Here is a 16,898-nt window from a genome sequence, read left to right on the forward strand (position 1 = left end):
ATGTACGGGATGTACTCCTGTCCCATATCAGGCCAGATTTCATGTGGCATTTTCTGAAGCGGCCATTCGATTAACTGACCGATTAGTGGTGCTCCATACTTCGTATTTCCTAAACCAAGCTTTGAGAGGACGCCAGCTGCGTCAGTTTGCGCCAGAATTTCGCGGGCGAAAGCGGTAAGCACAGTTAACGCTGCGGTGTCGTCGCCGTTGAAGTACGGCAGCTTATCAGCGGCACCGGTTAATCCCGCTAGCGCCGTCAGCGTGGCGTCGAGTGGCTGAAAATTCACCAAAATGTAAGACAGCGTTCCTGCTGTCATCATGTTTGCAGCGATATCGTTCGCAGACCATACTCGCGCGACGGTTCCCTCTTGAGCTCGTTCAATCGTCATCACATCGCCAGTTCTGGCTGTGACGTGTACAATCTCAGTTAATTGCCCTGTCGCTGCGTCAATGAGGGTGAGCTTAAAGAAACTGGTTCCCGCTACCGGGCTTGGGAATAAACTACCCGCTCCAGTGTTTACCGTAAGCGTCGTGGCGCTAGCATTGATTGACGAAGCCAGTACTGTTGAGGCATTGTTTGATGCCAGTAAGGTTAAGGACATTTGTCCTCCTGAAATTTAGGTAATAAAAAACCCCGCCGAAGCGAGGTTTGGGTATCAAAAAAGCCCACCTAAGTGAGCTATCGATCAATAAATATTTTTAATGGTGGTTGTACCATCTTGGATACCATTTTTACTCAATACCCAGCAAGCGGCAGCAACATCCCTGAATTGCCCCCTTACCTCTGGAGATAATCCAGGCTGCTGCTCAACATCATATTTTATTCTATCCAAAGAAATCCCATTGCGCTGAGCAATCCCTGCTGATTTACACAGAGACCTGATGTTTAAATCAAACCATGACTGGTCGTATTGATTTCTCGCCATTACGAGATAATATGTAGCATTGAGAGATTGTGATGCTGAATCAACATTCCTATTTCTTACGCACTCTTCATTTTTATCACAAGCGGCGCTTTGTTTTTCAGATTTTCTCGTTAGCAATTCACCATAATAGTAATCAAGAGCGCAACTTCCTGAATCATAATAAGACAAGTGATAGCATTTATCAGTAAGTCTTTTTATAAAATCATTGGTTTCCCATCCATTGGAAACTAACTGTTCCCTGATATCATTCATTCTTACTGGTGTAGTACTACCATTTACAGCGTAATCTGATGGGGCTCTTGAGACTAAAATGTCCCTCTGCTTCTGAATTGATGGGTTCGCACAACCAACTAGCACCATGCATGAAAAAATCACCCCGCATAAACCTTTCATTTTCTTCCCTAACGCGCAATGGATTGTGAGTAAATCTTACACTGTGCCGTGACAACTTCAACCAACGATAGTCACGGTAACTGGTTGGTAAAATGGCATATGTAGTAGCCCGCTATCAAAGGCCTGCTTGAACAACGCAGCATACTCATACTCGGTGCTTTTAATCAGTACACTGCTATTCTGGTTAAAGGCGCGCGTATTGAAAGCGCTGGCATTGAACATCGCTGAATCAGTCAGCTTTCGGTATCCTTTAATGATTGAGATCGTCGCGCCTGATGACGAGAACAGCACGGATATACTCCAGCGCTGGTCGTTGACAACGTCGACACCATCAACACCAGTAAGGAACCGCAAGACTCGGCGCTTAAGCCATGGAATGGTGAAGTAGAACCCATCACCTTTGTAGAAATTCCATGTCATCACCCGCTTAAACAAGTCGTCTGATGCCACAACCTGCTCAGATTGGTCTACAACTTTTCTACCGTTAAACGCAATCGTGTTGAAAGTTAATGAGTTATATGGGCCATAGATATTCTGCTTCGAGCTAATGAGTATTGGTGGACTTACCCCATAGATACCCGCTGCAATCCATTTCAACTGATCGCCAGAATTATAAGGACCAATAAATACCGGGAGGTTGGCATTAACCATCCAGTCATAAACACCTTTGGCTACGGTATTGTATGCATCAACAAATGCTTGTAGGTTTTCGTCATCGTTATACTGTGTATAAAGATAAGCACGGATAATATCTTCAAGCATTATTACGCTCCAGAAACATAGACCCCATCATCAGGAATAAACCAATAGCTGTATGGGTCACCACTGATAATGTTGGTATTGGCATCAACACCCGTAATCGTACCATTAACTGTAACAACGACATTAAGGACACTGAACAGGTCTTTGTTAAGCGTGCCATTGACCGCATCAAGAAAAACATCCTTGAGGGTATTAATGTTTAACGGCTTACCAGAGTATATCCCGTTGATGTAATTAATCGTCGGAGCAGATACCAACGACATAATTGTGGCATCTGTCAGGTAATTACTTCCTTCAGTGCGCCATTGATACGTTATGGTAACCAGTTGCTGTAATGGCGTTACGAACGGAATTGCGTAATTATCAGGCCAGTCATTAATCGTTACCGTCTGATTCCTGAGGTTTGGCGTAATTTCTCCGCCACTCGCCCAGGCCCCCGAGCTGCTGGTATCAATGCCAATCGAGAAAGAGTGAGGGGTAACAACAGCAACCGTCAGTTCGACATCATTCACGCCAGTAATACCATTCGCGCCGGTGATTCTGACAACTTGCCCAGACGAAAATCCGTGAGTTAAGTCAGTGGTAACCACCCCCGGATTGGCATTACTGATCCCCGTCACATTCAAGGTGCTTCCCTTCAATCGACTAATATCACCCGCTGCTTTATAGATAGCGCCCGCCATCGAATAAATGTCGCCACCGCCACACATGATCACCCAATAATTACCATCCTGAACGACAGAGGTGAGTCTGGCCACAATATTTTCGACCGCATTAAGCTCGGTGCGGATAAATCCAGGATACCCCTGGACGGTCTTCATTCCCGCATCCCACACACGAACCCTATATTCTGGGACGGTTTCGGTTTCGCTGCCGGGTACGCCAGCGGTGAGGTTTGTGCAGGTCAGCGTTATATCTGCTGGCAAGCTCGTCACAATGTTAGTCACCGTTCCAACGGGAACAGCCCATACCCCACTCACCGTGGCATTACAGGTTACAGGTGATGTCGTTCCTGAAGACGGTATGATCGTCGCATCATCCAATGCGTATTGGTAATTTCCGTCCGACACCAGGAACCCCTGCGGGATGGCAAATCCTGCTGGCCCAGAAAACGATATTGGAACCGTCGTTAACCCCTCTGACTTTTGCCCAGGAACACCGTACTGCTGAGAAAGCAAATTAAGAAGTGAGATGTTCGCGCCTAACGGTCCGACTGAGTTAAGGAGATCTACGCGGGCCTGGTCACAAACAATAGCACCGCCGGTGCTGGTGCTGACCATATCCTCAATCAATGAGCCAGGAAGTTCGGTTGTGATACCCGGAGCCATTTCAGTGGCCAGCGATACGATTTTGGTGCGCAACTCCTCGGCGGTTTGCGGGACCGGGCCAGATTCATCATAAATGACTGGTAAATCACTCATACATATACCTGCGTTATAATTTTTGAGCCCGAGTTCGTAATGGCTGTAATGGTGTAGGCCGGAGGATCACTCTCTGTCAGAGAGATCTGCAGCGATGAAAAATACTGGCTGAATTGCTGCTGAATCCGGTTAACGTAAAATGTTGGCAGTATCTGCTGGATCACAGAGCCGTTTGCCGGTATCCCGTTTTCCGCAAAAAACGGCGACTCCTGAGGTGCCAGTTTCAGGTTCTGAATGAGCGTTGTCAGATAAACCGAATCATTAAACCCGTTACTGTCCGTCTCAACTTTCAACCACTTCCCGCTCTCATCCCGTCCGTATGTCCTCATTGCGTGATGTTCCCGTCAAGTTGAGTTGTGGCCGCGCCAGTATCACTTCCGCCGTTGCCGTTTGAGTGCTTGTGCGTATTGGCCCACTCAAGCAAGCTCTGCCACCCTGTGTGCATAATGGAAGGGCTGGTGCTGGCTTCGCTGTCCTGAATGGTTCCAGATTGACCAGTTAATGCCCATGAGGTGCCGGTGAGCGTAAATGCGGTACCGCCGACAGTGACCTTGAACTGTTCAGGTGTGACAATCGTTATGCTCGTGGGAGTAAGGATAAAAGTTGTATTGCTGCCAGAATCACGAAGCGTCACACCTTCCGGTCCGTACATCGTCAACACGTTAGAATTGACGCTATCCCATTCCGTATTACTGATTGGGAGGAACGTCAGCGCACTGAGATTAGCCGGTGGCGTCAGGTCAGCAGTACCGCCGCCAAGCCCACTGACGCCACCGAGATACGTATCTGCCGGGATTAAAATGCCTTTGTCGCCAGGCTGCATTGGATAGCGGATATACTCCGGACCGAATAGCGGGACTGTCAGGTGAGGAACGACATACGGTACATTGCGGAGAAGAACCTGTATAACCACCATATTCCCGTTACGTTCTACAACGGCGGCCGGTAAAACTTTTCCAGCCATTAGCTGGGCCTGGGCGATCTTGTTCGCGGCAAAATTATTCATATTGCCGGCGAAGCTGAGCTTTTTCTCAGTGCTCATGATGATGTGTTCTCCGGTGCCGGCTGCGCCTCAATAATGGTCACCCAGGAATTAGCATCAGGCTGTCGGCTATTTCCCAGCAATCTCTCTGATGAAACTAAAAAGTCCCCGGAAAATGTCGAATCATTGCGGAATTGTGAGTAAGAGGAAGCCTGGACCATTGGCCTTAGCTTTTTCGGCATGCGAATGTAATCGCCAACCTGAATATCACTTCGCATGACACAGGGAATCGTGACAACGCCAAACTGTACCCATGTTGGTTGCCCAACAAGATCAGTGAACTCAATTTGGATTGGATTGTTCCTTCGGTAGTTGGCGCTGCCCTTCTCACTACTATCTGAATGATTAGAGAAATCATTATCAAATACGCGTATCTCATTGCCATTAACGACAGAGATTTCAACGCCGGTGTAGTTGGCATCCTGGATTATCCCGCGGCTTAGTGAATTCAATCGACTGGCTAACTCAGTCAGGCTGCCACATATCATCTGGCTATCGTAGCTGTTGATCAGTCGGTCGCTGATACTGATATTGAAACGATAACCACCACCAAGGTTCTGCAGGCATTGAGTCAGGGCCACGGATAGCTTTATCCCCTTATTCCACGGCAATGTTAGGTTAAGAGGAGCAAGCGGTGCCGGATTAGTTGGGGAAACTGGACCTGCGGTAACGATAAGATCCATCCTCAGCTCAGTTCCCTGCCAGTTCCCCAGTACCTGCCATACGGTCCCTTTCATCACCAATCCAGACTGACCAGGCTTCGCCAAAGGCAATCCCTTGGACATGCCAACCCACATTTCGATGACCATGCCGAACATATCTTGCCGGGACTGCTGCATTTCCTGAGGGCTTATTCCCCAGATGGTAATAATACTCTGCCCCTTCGGGGTGGACTCACCGAATCTCTGGATATCAAACTCAACCATGAGATTGCCGGGATTAAAAACACCATTGCGCAGACTGGAGTACTGCTTGTAGAGCTTTCCGGGGTTACCTTTGCTATCTGGTGGGTAGGATATTTTAATGTCGTAATACCGCATCAGCTGATCACCTCTATCTGAGCATTCGGATAGCGCCAGACCATTTTCGTTGACGAAAAAACACCGAATAGAAGGTTGATATCGGTACCTACCGGAGAGCCGATTAGCGGGGTGGTAAGAAGACGAGCCCCGGAGTTATCAGTGACGTTCAGGTACCAACGCTGGCCAGCGATATTCCATTTTATCTGGCAGTTATAAACGGAACCGTCCAGAACAGGAGTGAAAACCATGCTGGTCTTCTCATTCCCCGAAAAGGGATACAGGTCTGTACTCATATGCCGAATGTCCCGCTCAATTTCCCGATCAGGCCAGTTACTGCATCAGAGACACTACCGCCAAGCGAAGTATTTCCCAGTGCAGCTACGGTGTTCGTCCAGGCGCTACTGGTTGTCACGTCGCCGGCATCAATCTTGCTGATGTAACTATTCACTGCCTGCCCTGCTTGCGCTTCACTAACGAGAGGTTGCTCAAAGCTCCAGAGCCATTGGCGTTGCGGTGTGGGATCGCTGCCGCCTCCTCCGGTAACATCTCTGACGCTCTTCAAAATACAGCCGCTGTAAATCAACGCTGGAGTGGCAACAATGAATGTCCCGCCGAGGTTTGCGTGGGCTTGTAGCGCTGCCTGGAGCGCGCTGAGGGTGACAAGCTTCGTCATCGCCCCAGTGTTCTCGTTAACCGGTGCATCCATAATCAGGGATATCTGCAGGGGCATAGCCAGCAGCGCGTTCGCAGCCACCGTCTGGTTTGCAAACGGGTACCGGCCTATTTCATAGTCCAGCATTGTGCCGCCCTGTGCCGCGCGCCAGTGGCAAAAGTACTTATCCATGTTTGTGAGGTTGCTGGCGCCACTCAGCAGACCTGTAACGAAACTGGCGCTCTGCGTCAGCGCCACGATAGGCATCATCCCTCCCGGTATCGCCTGCGCAATACCTCCGCAAAGGATAACTGGGGAGATCTCGAAGCCAAGCTGATATAACTCACGCGTAAATGCCATCAGAACCCCCCAATCTGGGTGCTGGTAACAATTGCGTTACCGCCGGTATTGTTATTTACAGTTATTCCCTTACTGCCCACCTTGGTGTTGTCAGCTATTTGTTGCAGGAGCTGGTTATTTTTAGCTTCTGTCTGTCGCTGCCAATATGCATCATGCTGGTTAGGGTCAATGACAGGAGTGCTTTTCCCGTAGAGCGCCATATATTGCTCGCGAACCCGGCCTGGATAATCAATGTTTTCCTTGCTACCGCGACGACGCCCGCCGTTGTAGTAACGGAGAACCTCATCAAGCCCACCACCTTTTTTGCTCTCCCATTTAAGAGCATCAGAATAGATTCTTGCTCCAGCCATGATGTTGTCTCGTGGGTCAAACGGATTTTCTCCAGACTGGAAGTTACCCGGCATTACCTGCATCAACCCCTGCGCTTGGCCGTATTTAGTTTTTGGACCTGTGGCATTTTGGTCCCAGGAAGATTCGGCTCCAGCAATGGCCTTGAGCATTTTCGCATCAACACCATACTTTTTAGCCGCTTCCTCAAAGTACTGGTCATACTCTGTTGGCGCGGTCCCCGTTAAAGCGTATAGCTGTCTCGTTAACCATTTAGAGCCTGCTGGGGTGTTCGGATCGCTCAAGCCGCCTTTCACATAGTGAGTACCTGAGGAGTCCGTTTTCACGGTGTTATTCAGGAATGAGGAATTAGCCTGCAACCCCGCAGAAGATGAGGAATCGCCAGTGATCCACCCGATAACGCTCATGATGACCTTGCCCAGCTTTTCCACTGCGGACATGAATGCATCTACGTCAGATTTGAACGAAGGTGAAGCAAGGTAATTGCCGAATTTCTGAATGCCGCCAGCCAGGCTATCTATCCATTTGCCCAGCTCAGGGGACTTCAGTACGGTATCAATGGCGCCAGAAAACGCATCGGAGAGTTTGATTAACTCCGGCGTCAGTGGCGCCAGCCCACGAATAAAGGTGTTGCTGATACTGACTTTGCTGCGGTCGAGTTGGATGTTGAAATCCTGCCACTGTTTCAGCTGACGATCGGATACCTGAAGCTTCTGCGTATCGACGGCGGCCTGTTTTGCCATTGCGTCAATTTCCGCATCGCTCATCTTTTTAAAACGGTTCAGGTCATCGAGGGTGAAGTAGTTCGTTAACCCGTACGCCTCTGCCCCCTGCTGGGTGCTACCGTTCTTCACGAAGATATCGCGCGCAGATTTAATCATCTCAGGCAACAGCTTCGTCGGGTCCTGGTTGGCATCAACACCCATGGCGTTAAAGGTCCAGCGTTTACCGAGATCTGCCTGAGCGTCGCGGATAGCTCCCAGAGTACCAACCGGATTACCCAGCGCGCTCTGGAAGTTCACCGCCGCAGAGTTTAGACCGCCGGCCGTTGTCCCCAATCCCATAGCGGTGAAGCGCTGGGCCGATGCTGAACCGGCCAGGCGGTTCATACCCCACAGACCACCTGCGCCAGCCAGCCCAGTTAAAACACCAACAATGCTACCCCAGGACAACAGGCTGGTAGTTGCGTCTTTAAGGTGCCCGGCCAGGCTTTTGGCGTCTTTGCTGGCTTTGCTCAGAAAGTTGCTGGCACCACTGGTTTTCTTATTCAGATCTGACTGTGTTTTACCGGCTTTGTCGAGGCTCTGGTTTAACTGGTCCAGGCCGCCGTTCAGTGCGGATATTGAAGCTACGCCATCAGTGAATGCCTTGGTGACAGCATCCATGCTATGACGCATTTTTTCGGTTTCTTTGGCAGAATCACCGATTCCACGTGACGACATTCGCCAGGCCTCTGGCAATTCATCGACCGCTTTTTTATATCCGTTAAACTTGTCGAGGAATGAGTTAAAGCTGTCGTCATTAACAGCAATATCGACAATCGCCTTAGCTGCCATTGAAATATCCCTTCTGCTTTATTGCTTCCAGGATGAAGCGCTGCCGGAACTGCAACGGGCTTTCATAGTCGCCCATGTCTAATTCACGGCAGAGCTCGCGGAAGCCTTCATTAGAGGCCCACGTCAGGAGGGTATGTGTGATAGTTCCTGCTGGGGAATCTGGGTCTGGGTATCGGTATCCGTTTTCGATGTCAGTAAAGAATCGCGATACGCCGTACTGGTCAAGGAGGTAAGTTGACCATTGTACGCATCGAGCGCTTGTCCCACCGTTCCGGCGATCAAGTTCGCTTTCTGAATCGCAGAGGCCACCATAAAAAAAACCACCTCGCCTTCAACTTCACGGTATTCATCCGGTGTGATAATCCCCTGCTTGAATGCGGTGTCTAAAGGCGTTGTTTTCCAGGTCCCGTCATCGTTCCACACGACGGAAGTTAGGCGCTGCATATCATCGATGATCGTCGGAGCACCCGGTTCTCGTTCCTGCTGAGATTTTAACGCTTTGCGCAACATCATTGCGGCCACGCGAGGCGCGCCAATACCACCAACCATCGAGAAGAAGTTATTAAACATGCTGCCAAGCAACACGCAGTTTTCCTCAACCACCTCGTAAGGCAATGGAACGGCATGCAGGTAAAGCAGCGTTCCATCTTCACGGATGACGGTGCTGACAAAGTTCAATTTGCGGTCAATTTTCACGGTCAGTTCCACATGTTGTCGTTAATCGGCAGATACCCTGAAATCGTCACTACATACCCGGCATCCGAGCCACTGAATGAAAGCTCGTTAAAGTTGACCAGATAGCAGTTTTGCAGGGTGTAGTTGCTGAAAGTTGTCGCATCCGGGGAAACAACAACTTCCCCCAGTGAGGTATCCGTCAGAAAGCGCTGCTGGTAGCTCGCGCCGATGGATTGCGTTTTCAGTAGGTGGACGGTTAGCGTCACCTGCTGATATGGGACCTGACTCCCCACGGTACCAGTCGCCGTGGGGATAATGTCAGTGGCCGGCGCATCCGGGCGCAGGCTGATCATCTCTTTGCCGAGATATGGCGCTGTAATGTTGAGATTGGGATTATCTGTAACCGAGATCGCCCCTTTAACGCGGTTCAAAAAGCCCTGAGGCACCATTGGGTTTCCCATTTTTTACGCCCCTACAAAGTTGGTTACGTTCACGTTAAACGTGATGGATTCAAATCCGCGACGCGGGGTCATAACGGCACTGAGACCGTTATATTTACCGTCCTGGTAATCCGATGGATTGAGGCTGGTATAGCTGGAGAACGGCACGGCGTTGATAACCGCATTCCCTGCATAGGTACCCTTCTCATATTCCGCGTTGAAATCGGTCTGGATAAGTTTGGTGCCCACCACCTGGCCCAGAATCAGCCCGTAGCTGATGCCGTTGCGCAGCGTCTTCAGCGCGCGGTTCTGCAAACGGTCAATGCCCACCTGCTCATAGTAGAGCGGATTAATGTTGGTGTTGGAGCCGTTGATTACCTCGTTTGCCAAATCCAGCTCGAGGTTGATAGCGGCCCAGGCTACCGAATACCAGTAGTTGAATGGGTTTCCGTCCAGCATGTGCCCCGCCACCAGCATCTTGTTGCTCAGGCCGCCTTCCGCTGCCGAGCCGATGTAATTGATGCTGTTATCCTGCAGCGTTTTCAACAGCGTGCTGTTACCGGCTGGCGGATACTCAGTTACGCCGTACATGAAGCGCCAGGCCATCGGTGGAACCTGATTTGATGATCCTGGGTCGTTGGACAGCGAAGACTGAAATACTGCGGCCATAGAGAACTCGCTCGCAGCAATCGCTGGAGCTTCTACGCCTGCGCATACTGACTTGTTCGCAGTCACCACCCAATCAGCATAATTTGCGATGGTTGTGGTCACGAAGAAATACACGAGTGAGCTTGGAGACGTGTAAAGACCGGTCAGGGTTTTGAATGTTGCTTCATCAGCAAACTCACGCGGCACGAGGTATGAGAAGAAAGTCTGGTAGGTGTTACCCAGTGCAATGTCCTCGTCGATAAAATCGCTCAGTGCCTTAATTGCAGCTACATTGCTGACATCACCAAGTTCGAGAACATACACTGCGCGGTTTGTGCCCTGAGCCCAGTACGAGGTGTTCATCTGCTGGATTTCAAGCGCATTAACGGTAGTCGCCGTCCCCATGGTTGTTGCGGTGCCAGGATCAGAACTCAGCGGGTACGTGAAAGCGGTTGAACTGGTGACCGTTGCTGTAAAGGAACCATTGTAAGCCGTTGGCGCAGCCCCTGAGATAATCACTGGCACGGTATCGCCAGTGGTCCAGCCATGGGGGGCAGATAGCGTGACAGTAACCACGTTCGTCGCCCAGGCAAGCGCCGTGATAGTTTTCGCCGGCGCAATGATGTTTTTCAGATCGTCTTTCGTTGAAAGTAACTGGTAGCTGCCCGCTGTTAGCGTGGTGCCACCAACCGAAACCAGCGCGCCGGACTTCAGTAATTGGGACGGCTTAGGCGGATTGGTTACCGATACGTTGATGTTAACAATTGCCATTTGGCTATTTCCCCACGTAAATGGATGGAATTGCAGACAGGATCAGCGAGCGTGCAACATTCTTCATTCGCTGCTGGTAATAGTTGATTTTGAATTTGATGGTTTTACGCATCGCGATGATGTTCAGCTCGTTCTGGGTAATACGATCATCCTGAATCACAGGAATATTCATCACCCCCATTTCAGAGCTATCACCCATGGTGTACTGGTGGATGTACGCCAGAAAATCTTCTGCCGCTGCGTTTCGCAGCCCGGTTATAGAAATTGTCACGTCTTCACTAACGAGCTGCCACTGACTGGACTGGTCATCAAGATAAGCGCCTGCGGCCACACCAACAGGGTCTGAGCACTTCACAGTTGCATATGGAGGGGTAAGGTTCTGCAACGACAGCATGGCCGGGTACATAGGCATATACTGGTTGAGAGTCAGCCAGATAGGCAGTGAACTGGACACCACCACATCATTCAGATCGATATCGTCAGCAGAGTTGATAATCTGCGACCGCATATACGGGAAAATTGCCTCCCCGGTATAGTGGAATAACCCCGCCGACTCATTCAGCCCGGTACGCCGGGAGAACGAGAACTGGATGCCAAAGAACTCGCCAATGTAGAGAACGTCGCCGCCAATGTCATTGAACGGGTCGATGTCCGATTGCGCGGTAAACGTCACCACGTTGCGGTCGTATAGCTGCTCGTCGTCCTGAATGCTCTCGGTGGTCAGGTGCAGGAACCCCTTCACATTTTTCGTATCCGGCGCAGGGTCCAGGTCATCAGCCAGTACTGAGGCCTTAACCCAGAAAACGAAGCCATCCAGCGGTAAAACCTTGCGGATGTACTTGGTGAAGGTCACCACCTCGTAGCGGCTTAAGTCATCAAGCCCCTGCGTCAGCGCGGCGTTAAGCTCGGTCTTCGCAGTTTGCTGCAGTTCACTGAGGGAAGGCATTCAGCACCCCGCTTACCCAGGCGCGCATCGCAGCCTGGTATGTTCCGGTATCGATAAATGAGGGTCTTGGATTACCTTTTTTACTCTTGAAGCGCTTACTGATGCCCAGCAGCGCGCGCCGGGTCGGGACGCCATCAATGCCGTTCATCTCTTCGTTATCAAGGAACGCAACAAACAGATCATGAACACGCGACATCGACTCGGCAAACGGGTCTCGCGGTGTCGGCGCGCCCGCCAGCATGTTCTCCAGACCACCAGCCAGGTCATCGGCCATCAATGCGGCAATGTCCTGGCCGTGGCGGTCAAAGAACGTCTGCATGATTTTGTACTTCCCCTCGAGGAACTCGGCCACATCACCCGTAGTGGTGTTTTCGTCCTCATAGGGTATGTCCATCACGCCGAGATGCAGGGTGATCATGAGAGCCCCCACAAGCTGCCGAACTGCTGCGCAATCATCAGATAACGGCGGCCCCATGGGTCTTGCAGCATCTGCAGATCCGCCAGAGAAAGGTCTTTGAAGAAATCAGGGACCAGACGCTGCGAGCTCGTTGAGTTATCACCGGCGCCGGTAATCACGCCAGCTTTGAAATTGTTCAGGCCATACTCTTTCCTGAAATCAGCGAATACCGATTCGGTGCCGTAGTTGACAAGGAAAGATGCGCCAAGGTTGTACACAGCAACGGTGTACAGATTCGGCGTTACGCGCGAAATATCCGGGTTTACCCATTCAACCGCGCCGCCATATGCCAGAGCGAAAGACGGCGAGTCGTCGGGAACCTGTGCGGAGGTAACGCCAATGTCAGTTCGAACGAATTCGATGAATCCCGACAGGCTCGTTGTCATTTTTTCTTGCTCCCGGATTTTTCAGTCACGATGGTTTCGTTAACCGTCGGGGTGTCTTCGCTGTCTTCGCGGCCTTTTGCCTGCTCAGCACTGACTTCCATCTCTCCGGAATAGCCGGTACCGCTGTCACGCAGCGCGCTATCCAGAGCTGCTACGGATGCCTGGCGGCGGCCGTGGGCACCACGGGTCAGGTGAATATCGTTATCGCGGATTGCTTTTTCGATCACCGACGCTGATACAGGCTTATTCAGGCTGTAGCACAGGCCGACAAACGCCTGGCTCTGGTCGATTTTGGTCGAGTCAATCAGGCCGTAAACCTGGTGATGCTGCACCACTGCATCCACTTCTTCAGTTGAGCCATCCAGCACCATCATCTGATCGCCGTGGTTAATAGGGATCTGAATAAGGCGGCCGGTCTCCAGCTTGCGATAAGCGAAAATCTGGCGCTGCTTGGTGGTGTTAGCGATATAGAGTTTCATTGGTTACCCTCGTAAAAAAGCCCCTACTGAATTTCCCCGGCAGAGGCTTAACCACTTCAAAGAATGGATTAGGCGCTGTACGCCATGGACAGGATGGTGATTGCTTCCGGACGAACTGCCCAGCCTGCGGTGGATCGCATTTCGGAAAGAACATCAATGGCCCCACCAGCGATCGGCGTCGGAATTTCACGCGGAGCGGCCATGTCGGTGAACATCAGCGCGTTCGCGGCAAGAGACGGGGTCAGCTTGGCGAATTCGTTGGTGTTCACGGTCGAATTGACCATTGGCACTTCGACCTCAGGGATGGTGATCACCACAGCGTCGGTACCGCCAGCACCAGCGCCGATCAAGGTATCGTCATACACCCAGTCAACCTGGACGTTTGCGCCTTTCAGCACTTCTTTCACAGTGCCGCCGACGGTATCAGTACCACCACCAGGACGCTGGTAAGAGGTGAGCTGTACGATCTGCTGAATCTCCATGGCACCGAGGACGCGCTGCGGCCCCAGGATAACGACACGCTGCTGGCGACCCAACTGCATGGTGCGGGTAAGAGCTGCCTGTACGTGGCCTAGCAAGTACACCGCCATCTGTCCGTGGTCATAGGTCAACACGGTAGTGTTGCTATTGCTGTCCGGAGGCAGGGATTCAGTGGTCGCGCCCGCGGTGTTCAGCAGACCTTCACCACCAGCAGGGTTCATGCCGTACAGCAGAGCTGAGCGCAGCTGCTGGAAAATACCCTGACGCATGCCCAGACGCTGAGCCTCCGGCAGTGCAAAGTTCCAGTTACCGGCAGCGGCCATGTCATGGTGATCATAGATACCACGGCAGCGGAACAGGTAGGTTGGGGTTGAAATCATCTTCGCATCCAGCGCCACGCTCGGCAGCTGGTTACCGTTACCGGACTGGCTGGAGGTGGTCTGGGTGCGAATATCCAGGCGGCGCATGTAGACGTACTGATCGCCTACGCCGAGACGGACTTGCGGGTTACCGCTGGCGATGGTTTCAAACGCACCTGATGCCTGCTGGTAACCAATGATCATCTCCGGCGCAATATACGACGGATTGACGATGGTGTAGCTGGGGGTAATTGCAGCCATTTAATTCAGCTCCCGATTAAAGTAAGACCAGCGCGCAGCTGTCGGTGTTATTCCAGGTCAGGAAGCCCGTCGTGCTGTCATAGCTGACAGTCTTGGAGTTACCTGATTCGATGGCGAGCACTTTTACCGGCAGCGTGATGTCGGAAAGCGTTACTGCGCCGATGGTGCCCTGCGTGGTTGCAGCGCCGCCTGGTGCAGTTGCCGGTGCGTAGGTGAAGGTCGTTGAGCTCGGAACAGACAGCACTACCACAGTGCCGTTGTACGCCGCGGGGGCAACGCCGCTGATTTTCACGTACTGACCAGCAGTAAGACCGTGTGCGGATGCCGTGGTGGCTGTGGCCACGCCAGCGGCATAGGTCACATCCGTTGTCGCAATATCAGCGCCAGCGAAACCGGCCGCCGCCGCGGTGGTGATCTGGTTATTCACAAAATCCCAGGCCAGCGGAGTTTTCACTGAGGCGCCGGAAGTGCCCAGCGCAACAACCTGCGCAGAAGCTTTCAGCGGAACGCGCATGTTAGAACCCAGGCGGTAGAACGAAACGCTCATGCCGGAGGCGTACAGCGGGACCGGAGACTGCGGAGTGGTCAGGCCGTTGTGAGCCTGATTGAAGACGGTGAATCCTTCAAGTTCGGCAACCGACACAGCGCGACGGATGTATGATCCGCGCGGGCTTGAACTGGTACCGGGCAGAAGCTCAGCAACCGGTAGGCCACCCCACAGAGGTTTGGTTTCCGTTGCCGCGACAGTGCCTGCAGCCAGATTAAAGCGGTTGGCCGGGTCATCGAGCGCCACGCCCTGGACATAACCGTCGGACTGCACACCGAAGGAACCCAGCGCGTTCGTGGTTGCCATCGGGTTAAGAGATAAATTAGCCATGCTTGAGAGCTCCCGTTAAGCCTGGTTGTTGAAACTGGTGACCTGACGCTTGCCGGACTGGAACGGAGCCCAGGTGGCAGCAGGATCGCCTTCGAAGGTGCTGATCTGGCGACCGGTCGCATCAGCGCGTTTAATTTCGCGCAGCATGCCAGGGCCAACAGACAGGCTTGCCGATTTCTGCGCGTCGGCGTAGATGGTCTTCTCGGCCACGCTCAGCAGGGCTGAGTCAGCAATGGAGGACAGGTCGACGGATTTGAAGTCAGGCGAATGCTCCTGCAACTGGATCATCAGGCGGCGGCGATACGCCAGCGGCTTTTCACCAGACAGCGGCACTGGCGCGCGCTTGCCAAAGCAAGAGAACACGCTGTCAGCCTTCACCTGCGCATCGGCGACTTCGTTACGCTCTTCATCGCTCAACTCAGTTGGAATGCGGGAGCGCAGGTCGGCGATTTCCTGGCGCAGCTGAGAATCAGCCTTTTCTTTCGCCATACGCTCTGCCTCTTCAGCATCGGCCTTCTCTTTTGCCTCGGAATCTGCTTTTTCCTTCGCGGCTTTCTCTTCAGCGTCAGCTTTGGCTTTCGCCTCTTCGGCCTCTTTTGCCTCAGCATCAGCCTTTTCTTTCTTGGCTGCTTCTTCAGCATCGGCCTTGGCTTTCAGGTCTGCTGCCTCTGAATCAGCTTTAGCCATTCGAGCGTCCATACACTTATTGAACAACTCTACAAATTTTTCCTCGTCCATCTTTTCAGCCTCACTAGGTATGGAATCAGATTTAACACCGGTGGGGTCAAGGAGCTTGTCCCATACGCCCTGTTCACAAATTGCAACGTGGTCGAGCAGCTGAGGGGATGGCTCCACCAGCAGAGGCTGACCGTCGACTTTGATGATTGAATCTGGCACTTCGCTAAACGTGACCGTCGGTGAAGTGCTCAGTTGCCTGGTCGCCATAATCTCGGCGGCTTCAGCGTCGTACACGCGGGCGATGGCCCACACCTCGCCGTTATCAGAAACCCAGGCGTTTGTCAGGGTGCCGATAACACGTCTGGCGAATTCATCGCTATCGAGTTTGTTTTTCTCCGGATGCAGCCAGATAAGCGGAACACCGGCCACGCGCTGGAGAAATTCGGGGGTGAGATAGTCATCCGGGTTACGGAAGGCCATCTGCTGGTCTGCGGAACGCCAGGTAACACCGGTTCCGGTCACCCGGATGGCGTACATCCACATGTTGGTAAAGAATTGCGGGCTGCTCAGCGTGCCGTCGGCAATTAGCGCCGCCACCTGCGTTTCATTGAGCGCCGGAGCCGTCATCACCTCTGCAAATGGAGGGTGTAACGGCTTGGGCATATCGTTGATGTCAAACCAGCCAGCGGCCAGTGATTCATCGTTGATGGTTGGTTCAAACTGGGTGCCAATGTCGGCCCGGTAGGTGAGATAGTCATTCGCAGCGCTGTACGGTGTCAGCGGGCCATCGTACTGATAACCCACCTCTTCCAGCACCTCACGCCTTGCAGCGTCAGCTGCTATTTCTCCAGGCTCAAGCTTGCCGCCCGGTGGGCACCAGGTGCCATCGTCAGAGCGCTGGATGAGAAATATCTTCTTCCCCTGCCGGAACATGATACCGCTAGCGAAAATAGCCACGA

Annotated in this window: 19 protein-coding genes and 1 pseudogene; all 20 read right to left on the bottom strand. The window is 52.2% G+C overall.

Annotated features, from left to right (window positions below):
* Positions 1 to 602, bottom strand: a pseudogene (locus RDN66_RS05880) (hypothetical protein); the annotation flags it as partial.
* 84 nt (positions 603 to 686) lie between these two features.
* Entirely contained in the window at positions 687 to 1,319 is a 633-nt protein-coding gene (locus RDN66_RS05885) for a hypothetical protein (protein WP_308537666.1), read from the bottom strand.
* A gap of 57 nt (positions 1,320 to 1,376) precedes the next feature.
* A complete protein-coding gene (locus tag RDN66_RS05890; RefSeq protein WP_308537667.1) occupies positions 1,377 to 2,081 on the bottom strand; it encodes a hypothetical protein in 705 nt (234 codons plus the stop codon).
* A gap of 2 nt (positions 2,082 to 2,083) precedes the next feature.
* Positions 2,084 to 3,502, bottom strand: a complete 1,419-nt coding sequence (locus RDN66_RS05895; RefSeq protein ID WP_308537668.1) for a ubiquitin-activating E1 FCCH domain-containing protein — start codon at positions 3,500 to 3,502, stop codon at positions 2,084 to 2,086.
* Positions 3,499 to 3,831, bottom strand: coding sequence for a hypothetical protein (locus tag RDN66_RS05900; RefSeq protein WP_308537669.1), 333 nt, complete (start codon positions 3,829 to 3,831; stop codon positions 3,499 to 3,501). The genes RDN66_RS05895 and RDN66_RS05900 overlap by 4 nt, the downstream gene beginning before the upstream one ends.
* A complete protein-coding gene (locus RDN66_RS05905) occupies positions 3,828 to 4,544 on the bottom strand; it encodes a hypothetical protein (protein WP_308537670.1) in 717 nt (238 codons plus the stop codon). The genes RDN66_RS05900 and RDN66_RS05905 overlap by 4 nt, the downstream gene beginning before the upstream one ends.
* Positions 4,541 to 5,584, bottom strand: coding sequence for a hypothetical protein (locus RDN66_RS05910; protein ID WP_308537671.1), 1,044 nt, complete (start codon positions 5,582 to 5,584; stop codon positions 4,541 to 4,543). The genes RDN66_RS05905 and RDN66_RS05910 overlap by 4 nt, the downstream gene beginning before the upstream one ends.
* Positions 5,584 to 5,859 (bottom strand): hypothetical protein, encoded by a 276-nt coding sequence (locus tag RDN66_RS05915; protein WP_279084091.1) that lies wholly within the window; start codon positions 5,857 to 5,859, stop codon positions 5,584 to 5,586. Before RDN66_RS05915 ends, RDN66_RS05910 begins: the two co-directional genes overlap by 1 nt.
* On the bottom strand, positions 5,856 to 6,578 hold the full coding sequence (locus RDN66_RS05920; protein ID WP_308537672.1) for a hypothetical protein: 723 nt from the start codon (positions 6,576 to 6,578) through the stop codon (positions 5,856 to 5,858). Before RDN66_RS05920 ends, RDN66_RS05915 begins: the two co-directional genes overlap by 4 nt.
* Positions 6,578 to 8,482: a lytic transglycosylase domain-containing protein gene (locus RDN66_RS05925; RefSeq protein WP_308537673.1), complete on the bottom strand. Its 1,905-nt coding sequence runs from the start codon at positions 8,480 to 8,482 to the stop codon at positions 6,578 to 6,580. The genes RDN66_RS05920 and RDN66_RS05925 overlap by 1 nt, the downstream gene beginning before the upstream one ends.
* Positions 8,483 to 8,605: 123 nt before the next feature.
* Positions 8,606 to 9,184: a hypothetical protein gene (locus RDN66_RS05930; protein ID WP_279084172.1), complete on the bottom strand. Its 579-nt coding sequence runs from the start codon at positions 9,182 to 9,184 to the stop codon at positions 8,606 to 8,608.
* Positions 9,181 to 9,618, bottom strand: a complete 438-nt coding sequence (locus RDN66_RS05935; RefSeq protein ID WP_279084097.1) for a hypothetical protein — start codon at positions 9,616 to 9,618, stop codon at positions 9,181 to 9,183. The genes RDN66_RS05930 and RDN66_RS05935 overlap by 4 nt, the downstream gene beginning before the upstream one ends.
* A gap of 3 nt (positions 9,619 to 9,621) precedes the next feature.
* Positions 9,622 to 11,016, bottom strand: a complete 1,395-nt coding sequence (locus tag RDN66_RS05940) for a hypothetical protein (RefSeq protein WP_308537674.1) — start codon at positions 11,014 to 11,016, stop codon at positions 9,622 to 9,624.
* 4 nt (positions 11,017 to 11,020) lie between these two features.
* Positions 11,021 to 11,962 (bottom strand): hypothetical protein, encoded by a 942-nt coding sequence (locus RDN66_RS05945; RefSeq protein WP_308537675.1) that lies wholly within the window; start codon positions 11,960 to 11,962, stop codon positions 11,021 to 11,023.
* Positions 11,946 to 12,380, bottom strand: a complete 435-nt coding sequence (locus RDN66_RS05950) for a hypothetical protein (RefSeq protein ID WP_115074955.1) — start codon at positions 12,378 to 12,380, stop codon at positions 11,946 to 11,948. The genes RDN66_RS05945 and RDN66_RS05950 overlap by 17 nt, the downstream gene beginning before the upstream one ends.
* A complete protein-coding gene (locus tag RDN66_RS05955) occupies positions 12,377 to 12,805 on the bottom strand; it encodes a hypothetical protein (protein WP_308537676.1) in 429 nt (142 codons plus the stop codon). The genes RDN66_RS05950 and RDN66_RS05955 overlap by 4 nt, the downstream gene beginning before the upstream one ends.
* On the bottom strand, positions 12,802 to 13,284 hold the full coding sequence (locus tag RDN66_RS05960; protein WP_308537677.1) for a hypothetical protein: 483 nt from the start codon (positions 13,282 to 13,284) through the stop codon (positions 12,802 to 12,804). Before RDN66_RS05960 ends, RDN66_RS05955 begins: the two co-directional genes overlap by 4 nt.
* A gap of 68 nt (positions 13,285 to 13,352) precedes the next feature.
* Positions 13,353 to 14,384 (bottom strand): hypothetical protein, encoded by a 1,032-nt coding sequence (locus tag RDN66_RS05965; protein WP_000719054.1) that lies wholly within the window; start codon positions 14,382 to 14,384, stop codon positions 13,353 to 13,355.
* Positions 14,385 to 14,400: 16 nt separating this feature from the next.
* A complete protein-coding gene (locus RDN66_RS05970; protein ID WP_308537678.1) occupies positions 14,401 to 15,261 on the bottom strand; it encodes a hypothetical protein in 861 nt (286 codons plus the stop codon).
* Between the two features lie 15 nt (positions 15,262 to 15,276).
* Positions 15,277 to 16,896 carry an NUDIX domain-containing protein gene (locus tag RDN66_RS05975; protein WP_308537679.1) on the bottom strand — a complete coding sequence of 540 codons (1,620 nt, stop codon included), beginning with the start codon at positions 16,894 to 16,896 and terminating at the stop codon, positions 15,277 to 15,279.
* Positions 16,897 to 16,898 lie beyond the last annotated feature (2 nt).

Source organism: uncultured Kluyvera sp. (genome assembly GCF_902485085.1).
Lineage (GTDB): Bacteria > Pseudomonadota > Gammaproteobacteria > Enterobacterales > Enterobacteriaceae > Kluyvera > Kluyvera ascorbata.

What these genes read in the sequence shown, in the direction of transcription:
- RDN66_RS05885 (WP_308537666.1), bottom strand. Translation starts at nt 1,319, where the DNA reads ATGAAAGGTTTATGCGGGGTGATTTTTTCATGCATGGTGCTAGTTGGT.
- RDN66_RS05890 (WP_308537667.1), bottom strand. Translation starts at nt 2,081, where the DNA reads ATGCTTGAAGATATTATCCGTGCTTATCTTTATACACAGTATAACGAT.
- RDN66_RS05895 (WP_308537668.1), bottom strand. Translation starts at nt 3,502, where the DNA reads ATGAGTGATTTACCAGTCATTTATGATGAATCTGGCCCGGTCCCGCAA.
- RDN66_RS05900 (WP_308537669.1), bottom strand. Translation starts at nt 3,831, where the DNA reads ATGAGGACATACGGACGGGATGAGAGCGGGAAGTGGTTGAAAGTTGAG.
- RDN66_RS05905 (WP_308537670.1), bottom strand. Translation starts at nt 4,544, where the DNA reads ATGAGCACTGAGAAAAAGCTCAGCTTCGCCGGCAATATGAATAATTTT.
- RDN66_RS05910 (WP_308537671.1), bottom strand. Translation starts at nt 5,584, where the DNA reads ATGCGGTATTACGACATTAAAATATCCTACCCACCAGATAGCAAAGGT.
- RDN66_RS05915 (WP_279084091.1), bottom strand. Translation starts at nt 5,859, where the DNA reads ATGAGTACAGACCTGTATCCCTTTTCGGGGAATGAGAAGACCAGCATG.
- RDN66_RS05920 (WP_308537672.1), bottom strand. Translation starts at nt 6,578, where the DNA reads ATGGCATTTACGCGTGAGTTATATCAGCTTGGCTTCGAGATCTCCCCA.
- RDN66_RS05925 (WP_308537673.1), bottom strand. Translation starts at nt 8,482, where the DNA reads ATGGCAGCTAAGGCGATTGTCGATATTGCTGTTAATGACGACAGCTTT.
- RDN66_RS05935 (WP_279084097.1), bottom strand. Translation starts at nt 9,618, where the DNA reads ATGGGAAACCCAATGGTGCCTCAGGGCTTTTTGAACCGCGTTAAAGGG.
- RDN66_RS05940 (WP_308537674.1), bottom strand. Translation starts at nt 11,016, where the DNA reads ATGGCAATTGTTAACATCAACGTATCGGTAACCAATCCGCCTAAGCCG.
- RDN66_RS05945 (WP_308537675.1), bottom strand. Translation starts at nt 11,962, where the DNA reads ATGCCTTCCCTCAGTGAACTGCAGCAAACTGCGAAGACCGAGCTTAAC.
- RDN66_RS05950 (WP_115074955.1), bottom strand. Translation starts at nt 12,380, where the DNA reads ATGATCACCCTGCATCTCGGCGTGATGGACATACCCTATGAGGACGAA.
- RDN66_RS05955 (WP_308537676.1), bottom strand. Translation starts at nt 12,805, where the DNA reads ATGACAACGAGCCTGTCGGGATTCATCGAATTCGTTCGAACTGACATT.
- RDN66_RS05960 (WP_308537677.1), bottom strand. Translation starts at nt 13,284, where the DNA reads ATGAAACTCTATATCGCTAACACCACCAAGCAGCGCCAGATTTTCGCT.
- RDN66_RS05965 (WP_000719054.1), bottom strand. Translation starts at nt 14,384, where the DNA reads ATGGCTGCAATTACCCCCAGCTACACCATCGTCAATCCGTCGTATATT.
- RDN66_RS05970 (WP_308537678.1), bottom strand. Translation starts at nt 15,261, where the DNA reads ATGGCTAATTTATCTCTTAACCCGATGGCAACCACGAACGCGCTGGGT.